This window comes from Streptomyces sp. WAC06614, assembly GCF_003949795.1.
GTDB lineage: Bacteria > Actinomycetota > Actinomycetes > Streptomycetales > Streptomycetaceae > Streptomyces.
The window spans coordinates 1-4,890 of the sequence record NZ_RPRY01000433.1 but is presented as its reverse complement, the minus strand read 5'-3'; the positions used below and the strand labels follow the sequence as shown (position 1 = coordinate 4,890).

The 4,890-nt window shown below is 68.6% G+C and carries 5 protein-coding genes and 1 pseudogene; 3 read left to right on the top strand and 3 right to left on the bottom strand.

The annotated features are described in order from the left end of the window. Nucleotides 1-188 precede the first annotated feature (188 nt). Nucleotides 189-617 carry an Hsp20/alpha crystallin family protein gene (locus tag EF918_RS32540; RefSeq protein WP_125652505.1) on the bottom strand — a complete coding sequence of 143 codons (429 nt, stop codon included), beginning with the start codon at nt 615-617 and terminating at the stop codon, nt 189-191. Between the two features lie 242 nt (nt 618-859). Here EF918_RS32540 and EF918_RS32535 point away from each other — a divergent pair, with 242 nt between their 5' ends. The 3 genes from EF918_RS32535 to EF918_RS32525 all read left to right on the top strand — a co-directional run bounded on the left by EF918_RS32535 (nt 860) and on the right by EF918_RS32525 (nt 2,768). Beyond that, nucleotides 860-1,522 (top strand): type III effector protein, encoded by a 663-nt coding sequence (locus tag EF918_RS32535; protein ID WP_125652506.1) that lies wholly within the window; start codon nt 860-862, stop codon nt 1,520-1,522. 60 nt (nt 1,523-1,582) lie between these two features. Next, entirely contained in the window at nt 1,583-2,122 is a 540-nt protein-coding gene (locus EF918_RS32530) for a hypothetical protein (RefSeq protein WP_125652504.1), read from the top strand. 457 nt (nt 2,123-2,579) lie between these two features. Continuing rightward, on the top strand, nt 2,580-2,768 hold the full coding sequence (locus tag EF918_RS32525; protein WP_125652503.1) for a hypothetical protein: 189 nt from the start codon (nt 2,580-2,582) through the stop codon (nt 2,766-2,768). Nucleotides 2,769-2,895: 127 nt separating this feature from the next. Here the strand turns inward: EF918_RS32525 and EF918_RS32520 are convergent, their stop codons facing one another. Further along, the gene (locus EF918_RS32520) at nt 2,896-3,792 is read right to left on the bottom strand and encodes a hypothetical protein (RefSeq protein WP_125652502.1); all 897 of its coding nucleotides are present in this window, start codon (nt 3,790-3,792) and stop codon (nt 2,896-2,898) included. 290 nt (nt 3,793-4,082) lie between these two features. Next, nucleotides 4,083-4,316: pseudogene (locus EF918_RS32515) on the bottom strand (transposase); the annotation flags it as partial. Nucleotides 4,317-4,890: the final 574 nt, after the last annotated feature.

The window sequence follows — 4,890 nt, the reverse complement described above, 5'->3', positions numbered from 1 at the left end:
CCCGCGGCCGGAGGCGGGAGGGGCGGGGGAGAGGAGGGAAGGGAGAGGGGGAGATGTCCCTTCCCGCCTCCGGCCGCGGGTGCACCCGCCGGGGAGGGAAGCCGGCGGTGCACTCCTTCGACTCGACGCGGCGCGTCAGCCGCTGGACCCGACGCGGCCGGTCAGCGGGCTGGAATCGCCGCGCCGGGTCAGCTGCTCAGCTCCTTGCGGCTGCCGGCGCCGATGGAGATCTTGCGCGGCTTGGCGCGCTCGGCGATCGGGATGCGCAGGGTCAGCACGCCCGCGTCGTAGTCGGCCTCGATGCGGTTGGTGTCGAGGGTGTCGGCGAGCATGATCTGCCGGGAGAACGCGCCGAGCGGCCGCTCCGAGAGCTCCATCTGGGCCTGGTCCGAGCGGGGCGCGGGGCGGCGCTCGGCCTTGACCGTGAGCATGTTCCGTTCGACGTCGATGTCGATGGCGTCCTTGTCGACACCGGGCATGTCGATGTCGATCACGTAGGCGTCGCCGTCGCGGTACGCGTCCATCGGCATGGCGGACGGCCGCGACCACGTGCCCGGGCCCATGAGCTGCTGGGTGAGGCGGTCGAGCTCACGGAAGGGGTCGGTGCGCATCAGCATGGGAAACACCTCCTGGTTCCTTGGCGGATGCCAGTGCGCTTCATGTCTCCTCCGTTGTAACATGTCATCGAAACGATGACAAGCACGCCGTTCACCTGATGGATGACATTCCCGTGATGTCAGCGGATGGGTGACACTGGCCGGTGCCGTGCGGGGTGACGGAGCGCGTGAGCGACGGAGCGACCGAGCCACAGATCCACCGCAGCACGGTGCACCGGCACGACGACCCGTCGGAGGTACCCGTGGAAACAGCACTTCCGCCCCGCGCCGCAGAAGACCCCGGCGCCCCGGCGTCCTTCCTGGCCGCCGCCGCAGCTCTCGAAGCCATCGACAGCGCCATGGGCCGCGCCCACGGGCCGGAGACCGACACCCCCGACGATCCGCAGGCCGCCCTGGCGACCCTGCTCCTGCTGCGCGAGGTCCGCGAACGGCTGGCCGGCTGGGAGTCGGGCCTGATCGAGACGGCCCGCGCGGCCGGGGCGAGCTGGGCGGACCTGGCGGGCCCCCTCGGCGTCGCCAGCCGACAGGCCGCCGAACGCCGTTACCTGCGGCTGCGCCCCGGAGCCGCGGGCAGCACCGGCGAACAGCGGGTCCAGGCGGCCCGTGACCGCCGGGCCGCGCAGCGCAGCGTCAACGCCTGGGCCCGGGACCACGCCGCGGACCTGCGCCAGCTCGCCGGCCAGGTCGCCGCGCTCACCGATCTGGACGCCCCCGGCCGCACCTGCGTCGACGCGGTACGCCGGGCCCTGGCCCAGGACGACCCCGCCGACCTGGTCGCACCGCTGATCGCCGCCGAACCCCACGTACGCCCGGGCGCCCCGGCACTCGCCGACGGCATCGGGGCCATGATCAGCCGCACCGACGAACTCCGCCGCGCCAGCGACCGGCGCCGGAGCGGGACGTAGCCATCTGTTGGCCGGACGGTGGGTGTTCGACCGGCGCGCTCGATGGCAGACTTCTGGATCATGGGGAACAGCGGACTGTGGGTGGGTGTCCTCACTGCGCTGACCGCGCTCGGAGCCAGTTACATCACCGCGCGCGCCACCTCACGCGCGGCGCTGGTCCAGGCCCGGACGACCACGACGGCGCAGGCGCTGCGTGAACAGCGCGACCGGCGCCGGTCCACCTACCGCGAGCTGATGGACTGCGCGCACGCGTTCAACGAGGTCACCTGGCAGATCGACGACGTCGACGCGGCGCCCGACCGCGAGACCAAGGACCGCCTCCTGACGCGGATGTACGAGCGCATCGGCCCGGCCATCGGGAAGATGAACAAGGCGACCCACGAGGTACGGCTCGACGGCCCCGCCGAGGTCGCCTCCGCGGCGGAGCGGACGCGGCAGACGGCGCGACGCGTGCAACCGCTGCTGAAGGCGCTCATCGGTGACGGCAGCCCCGAGCGGCGGGCCGACTACGACGCCGCGTACCAGGACTTCCGTAACGCCCACCTCGCCTTCGTCGGCCTCGCGCGGGAGGCGCTGGAGGTCACGGGCGAAGAAGGGTGACTCCGCGGGAGCGGCACACACGAGGTGTACCGGACCGGCCGGGGCGTTCGGCCTGAAGGCCCTCCCGCAGGTCGAGCACCTGGCACGCGACTACGCCCCCTGCCTCCCACGGTAGGTCGGTTCGGCACGACGGGAATCCGCCAGTGCCGTGCCCCGTCCCAGACCCACGGCGGGACTCGGGCCATGAAGCCGGTCATCTTCCCTTCCCTCCGGAAACGGGGGCACGGGAAGGCCGCACCACATCCGACCGGGCACCCCCACACACCCGATCAACCGTCGGTCTCGGACTGCCGCGCCTGGCAGGCGGGGTCAGCCGGGCGGCGCCTTCCGGGAGCGGGACGGGCACGGCGGCGAACTCGGCGTCCTGCAGGGCCTGGAGTTCCCCCTCGCACGGCAGTCTCCTCGTCGGGGGCGAGGAAGAACACCAGGTCGTCGAGGGTTCGGCGACGGTGGAGTCATGCCGCTGATCGGTGGCCGGCGGGTCGCGCCGCTCGCCGCGATCATTCCGGCGGCCCTGGGCGGACTGGGCCTGGTCGCCCTGTGGGACACCATGCCCCTCGCCTGGTTCGACCTGCTGGGCTTTCACGAGGTCTCTTTGAGCAACGGCTGGTGGAGGGGCCTGGCGCGCGTGGGCTCACCCCGGTGATGCTGTGGGGCAGTCTGCCCCGTCGCCCCTCACCGCCGAGCAGGCCTAGGTCTACCTCGGCACCGTCACCCTCGCCGCCCTCATCATCTGGCTCCGAACATGATCCAAGAAACAGTGCCTAGAAGTGTCATGGGCCAGCAATCTGCTGCAGGCGGATCCCGATTGCCCATGTCTTGAGTGAGTCCTTGGATGCATGTCCGGCATGGTCCTTCGAAGCGGCAACCACCCCCCACCTCTCGGGTGTGTTGTCTGACGGGCTGGCGGGGAAATGGGCTGGCTCAATCTGGTAGATCAGCTGGCCGATGTTTCCGTAGGTGAGCTGGACCTCTGCTCCGCAACCCACCATTGCGAATCCCTTCGGAATGAAGGCGGTCGCAGAATGATTCCCCGAAGGGTCCGAAAATCCAGTGGTGGGGAGAACGTTAACTTGGTATTTCAGATTTGCGATACCGATGTCGATCTCCTTTTTCATGTAGATTCCCCAGGTCGTCATGGTTGCTTTCGATTGGGCGCCGTGATCCTTTCCCCGTGCGGTCCATGACTGATCAAATTCTGGATAGGATGAGGTGATCAGATTTCCGGGAGCGGTTTGCTCCATGTTCAATCTGAACCCGCCACCCACAAGCGTGCTGGCGCCGTCTCTTCTTGTTGCTGTGCCTACCGGATAGCTGACCCTGGTCGGGGTCGTGGTCTCTTCGTAGGTGATGAAACTTTTGAGCCTTTCGGGACTTAGTCCCTGAATGCTCAGTCCGATGGCAAACACGCTGAGGTCGTGTTCGTCGGCGGCGCCGTGGTCCTTGGAGGAGGCCACCCAGGCCTTTCGGTCAGGCCTCGGAAAGGAGGCGGTGAGAAGTCCTCCTGGGTATCCTGAGCCCGTCGCGCCGCCCCCGATGACGACCATACTCTCGTCCTCTAGCTCGCAAGATACTTCGTCGTGGCGATGCGCCGCAGACGTCTTCTCCCGGAATACCTTTACGGTTACCTGCGCGGAGTCGTCGATCATTTTGAACAGTTCTTCAGGCATGTGGTTTCCTAGTTCTCCTGGAGTCGACAAGCGGGACACTCACGCTAGGTGGAGACTGCTACCGCCGCCGCTTTTGATGAGCCAAGTGGGCGCCGGGGCGCGTCAACGTGGCCAGGCCGTCCTGTGGTCACCCCGCGCCACCGCGCCGCGAGGCTGTGGCACAGGAGACATGCCCACAACGTGCGGGCGAAGGCCCGCGGCGGACGCCGCCGGGCTGCTGCGTGAGGAGGTCGCCATCGAAGAAGCGCAGGAAGGGCACCGGGCCCAGCTGCTGCCAGCGCCGCGCCAAGGATGCGTTCCCAGGTTCCGTCGACGGCCCACCTGATCAGGCGTTTATGGGCGGTCTTGAACGAGCCGAGCCCGTCGGGCAGGTCCCGCCAGGGTGAGCAGGTCCGGTACTTCCACGCGACGGCTTCCAAGGTGCGGCGGTGATCGGCCCATCGCCGACCGCGGACCGCATCGGCCGGCATGAGCGGCTCGATCCGGTCCCACATCTCATCAGTGATCGCTAACCGGACGGACACACCCAATCAACTGACCAATCATCAAAGAGACACGCTCTAGCAGAGGTGCCGTGTGCGTCCTGCCGACAACGACCTCGTCGGCCCGTGAGGAGAAGAGACTGTCCGTTTCCCTCTGCGCGTCACTCCAGCAGTGATCCGTGGTCGTCAGGCTGGTGGTGGTCTTCTCGGTGGCTCATCGCACACCCGTCATCGGTTCCGGCCGCGGCCCTGTTCACCATGGCCTTCTGGGAAGACCATCGGCCGTCGCGGCACCGTCCAGAGCCGGTCGGCGGATCTTGACTTCCAACGCGTGAACCGGGGGCCGACCCGGCCAAGGGACGGGTGTCGGGTGCCGACGGCACCCGACACCCGTCCCTTGGCCCCGCGAGCAGCCGATGCTTCGCCACGGAACGATTCACGCAGGCCCCGCGCCCACATTGCGTCACTGATCAACAAACGGACATGCAGGTCCGACCAACCGCTCAGCACCAAGGGGACAGGCCCTAGGCGTCCACCCCGCCCCTTGCCCGGAGGCCGCGGGCCACCCCCCGCTGCCCAGCGGCCTCCGGGCAAGGGGCGGGGTGGACGCCTAGGG

What these genes read in the sequence shown, in the direction of transcription:
- EF918_RS32540 (WP_125652505.1), bottom strand. Translation starts at nt 617, where the DNA reads ATGCTGATGCGCACCGACCCCTTCCGTGAGCTCGACCGCCTCACCCAG.
- EF918_RS32530 (WP_125652504.1), top strand. Translation starts at nt 1,583, where the DNA reads ATGGGGAACAGCGGACTGTGGGTGGGTGTCCTCACTGCGCTGACCGCG.
- EF918_RS32525 (WP_125652503.1), top strand. Translation starts at nt 2,580, where the DNA reads ATGCCGCTGATCGGTGGCCGGCGGGTCGCGCCGCTCGCCGCGATCATT.
- EF918_RS32520 (WP_125652502.1), bottom strand. Translation starts at nt 3,792, where the DNA reads ATGCCTGAAGAACTGTTCAAAATGATCGACGACTCCGCGCAGGTAACC.